The organism is Streptomyces sp. NPDC091416 (assembly GCF_044756845.1).
In the GTDB taxonomy this organism is placed as follows: domain Bacteria; phylum Actinomycetota; class Actinomycetes; order Streptomycetales; family Streptomycetaceae; genus Streptomyces.
This window is the reverse complement of sequence record NZ_JBIVTU010000043.1, coordinates 1,735-5,116: the sequence shown is the minus strand read 5'-3', so window position 1 is coordinate 5,116 and position 3,382 is coordinate 1,735. Positions and strand designations below refer to the sequence as shown.

Below are 3,382 nucleotides of genomic sequence, written 5' to 3'. Positions count from 1 at the left end.
AACACAGTGGACGCGAGCAACTGAGGACAAGCCCTCGGCCTATTAGTACCAGTCAGCTCCACCCGTTACCGGGCTTCCACATCTGGCCTATCAACCCAGTCGTCTACTGGGAGCCTTAACCCCTCAAAGGGGGTGGGAATACTCATCTCGAAGCAGGCTTCCCGCTTAGATGCTTTCAGCGGTTATCCTTTCCGAACGTAGCCAACCAGCCATGCCCTTGGCAGGACAACTGGCACACCAGAGGTTCGTCCGTCCCGGTCCTCTCGTACTAGGGACAGCCCTTCTCAATATTCCTACGCGCACAGCGGATAGGGACCGAACTGTCTCACGACGTTCTAAACCCAGCTCGCGTACCGCTTTAATGGGCGAACAGCCCAACCCTTGGGACCGACTCCAGCCCCAGGATGCGACGAGCCGACATCGAGGTGCCAAACCATCCCGTCGATATGGACTCTTGGGGAAGATCAGCCTGTTATCCCCGGGGTACCTTTTATCCGTTGAGCGACAGCGCTTCCACAAGCCACTGCCGGATCACTAGTCCCGACTTTCGTCCCTGCTCGACCCGTCGGTCTCACAGTCAAGCTCCCTTGTGCACTTACACTCAACACCTGATTGCCAACCAGGCTGAGGGAACCTTTGGGCGCCTCCGTTACTCTTTAGGAGGCAACCGCCCCAGTTAAACTACCCATCAGACACTGTCCCTGATCCGGATCACGGACCCAGGTTAGACATCCAGCACGACCAGAGTGGTATTTCAACGACGACTCCACAACCACTGGCGTGGCCGCTTCAAAGTCTCCCACCTATCCTACACAAGCCGAACCGAACACCAATATCAAACTATAGTAAAGGTCCCGGGGTCTTTCCGTCCTGCTGCGCGAAACGAGCATCTTTACTCGTAGTGCAATTTCACCGGGCCTATGGTTGAGACAGTCGAGAAGTCGTTACGCCATTCGTGCAGGTCGGAACTTACCCGACAAGGAATTTCGCTACCTTAGGATGGTTATAGTTACCACCGCCGTTTACTGGCGCTTAAGTTCTCAGCTTCGCCGACCCGAAAGTCAGCTAACCGGTCCCCTTAACGTTCCAGCACCGGGCAGGCGTCAGTCCGTATACATCGCCTTACGGCTTCGCACGGACCTGTGTTTTTAGTAAACAGTCGCTTCTCGCTGGTCTCTGCGGCCACCCCCAGCTCAGGAAGCAAGTTCCCTCACCAGTGATGGCCCCCCTTCTCCCGAAGTTACGGGGGCATTTTGCCGAGTTCCTTAACCATAGTTCACCCGAACGCCTCGGTATTCTCTACCTGACCACCTGAGTCGGTTTAGGGTACGGGCCGCCATGAAACTCGCTAGAGGCTTTTCTCGACAGCATAGGATCATCCACTTCACCACAATCGGCTCGGCATCAGGTCTCAGCCTTAACGTGTGACGGATTTACCTACCACACGGCCTACACCCTTACCCCGGGACTACCACCGCCCGGGCTGGACTACCTTCCTGCGTCACCCCATCGCTTACCTAGTACAAGTCTGGTTCGTCGGCTCCACCACTACCCTCAACTCCGAAGAGATCGGGCCGGCTTCACGGACTTAGCATCGCCTGATTCAGTATTGGGCGTTTCAAAGCGGGTACCGGAATATCAACCGGTTGTCCATCGACTACGCCTGTCGGCCTCGCCTTAGGTCCCGACTTACCCTGGGCAGATCAGCTTGACCCAGGAACCCTTAGTCAATCGGCGCACACGTTTCTCACGTGTGTATCGCTACTCATGCCTGCATTCTCACTCGTGAACCGTCCACAACTCGCTTCCGCGGCTGCTTCACCCGGCACACGACGCTCCCCTACCCATCCCAGCCCCCGTTGGGGGTACATGCTGGAATGACACGACTTCGGCGGTACGCTTGAGCCCCGCTACATTGTCGGCGCGGAATCACTTGACCAGTGAGCTATTACGCACTCTTTCAAGGGTGGCTGCTTCTAAGCCAACCTCCTGGTTGTCTCTGCGACTCCACATCCTTTCCCACTTAGCGTACGCTTAGGGGCCTTAGTCGATGCTCTGGGCTGTTTCCCTCTCGACCATGGAGCTTATCCCCCACAGTCTCACTGCCGTGCTCTCACTTACCGGCATTCGGAGTTTGGCTAAGGTCAGTAACCCGGTAGGGCCCATCGCCTATCCAGTGCTCTACCTCCGGCAAGAAACACACGACGCTGCACCTAAATGCATTTCGGGGAGAACCAGCTATCACGGAGTTTGATTGGCCTTTCACCCCTAACCACAGGTCATCCCCCAGGTTTTCAACCCTGGTGGGTTCGGTCCTCCACGAAGTCTTACCTCCGCTTCAACCTGCCCATGGCTAGATCACTCCGCTTCGGGTCTTGAGCGCGCTACTAAATCGCCCTATTCGGACTCGCTTTCGCTACGGCTTCCCCACACGGGTTAACCTCGCAACACACCGCAAACTCGCAGGCTCATTCTTCAAAAGGCACGCAGTCACGACGCACCGAGCAAGCTCGATGCGCGACGCTCCCACGGCTTGTAGGCACACGGTTTCAGGTACTATTTCACTCCGCTCCCGCGGTACTTTTCACCATTCCCTCACGGTACTATCCGCTATCGGTCACCAGGGAATATTTAGGCTTAACGGGTGGTCCCGCCAGATTCACACGGGATTTCTCGGGCCCCGTGCTACTTGGGTGTCTCTTAAACGAGCCGTCAATGTTTCAGCTACGGGGGTCTTACCCTCTACGCCGGACCTTTCGCATGTCCTTCGCCTACATCAACGGTTTCTGACTCGTCTCATGGCCGGCAGACCATGAAAAAGAGATCCCACAACCCCGCATGCGCAACCCCTGCCGGGTATCACACGCATACGGTTTGGCCTGATCCAGTTTCGCTCGCCACTACTCCCGGAATCACGGTTGTTTTCTCTTCCTGAGGGTACTGAGATGTTTCACTTCCCCTCGTTCCCTCCACACTGCCTATGTGTTCAGCAGCGGGTGACAGCCCATGACGACTGCCGGGTTTCCCCATTCGGACACCCCCGGATCAAAGCTTGGTTGACAGCTCCCCGGGGCCTATCGTGGCCTCCCACGTCCTTCATCGGTTCCTGGTGCCAAGGCATCCACCGTGCGCCCTTAAAAACTTGGCCACAGATGCTCGCGTCCACTGTGCAGTTCTCAAACAACGACCAGCCACCCATCACCCCACCCTTACCGGATGAGTTCACTGGGGCCGGCAACCGAAGGACGACCATGACGGCCGCACCTTCAGATACCCAACAGCGTGCCCGACACAGTCAACCCGTTTACGCGTTCCACGCCGAAGCAGTACTTACGAAAACCAGCCAACCGTGCCGAATAGTCAACGTTCCACCCATGAGCAA

1 rRNA gene is annotated in these 3,382 nt (G+C 56.7%); it reads right to left on the bottom strand.

The window, feature by feature from the left end:
- Positions 1-22 precede the first annotated feature (22 nt).
- A 23S ribosomal RNA gene (locus ACIQMX_RS42225) occupies positions 23-3,148 on the bottom strand.
- Positions 3,149-3,382: the final 234 nt, after the last annotated feature.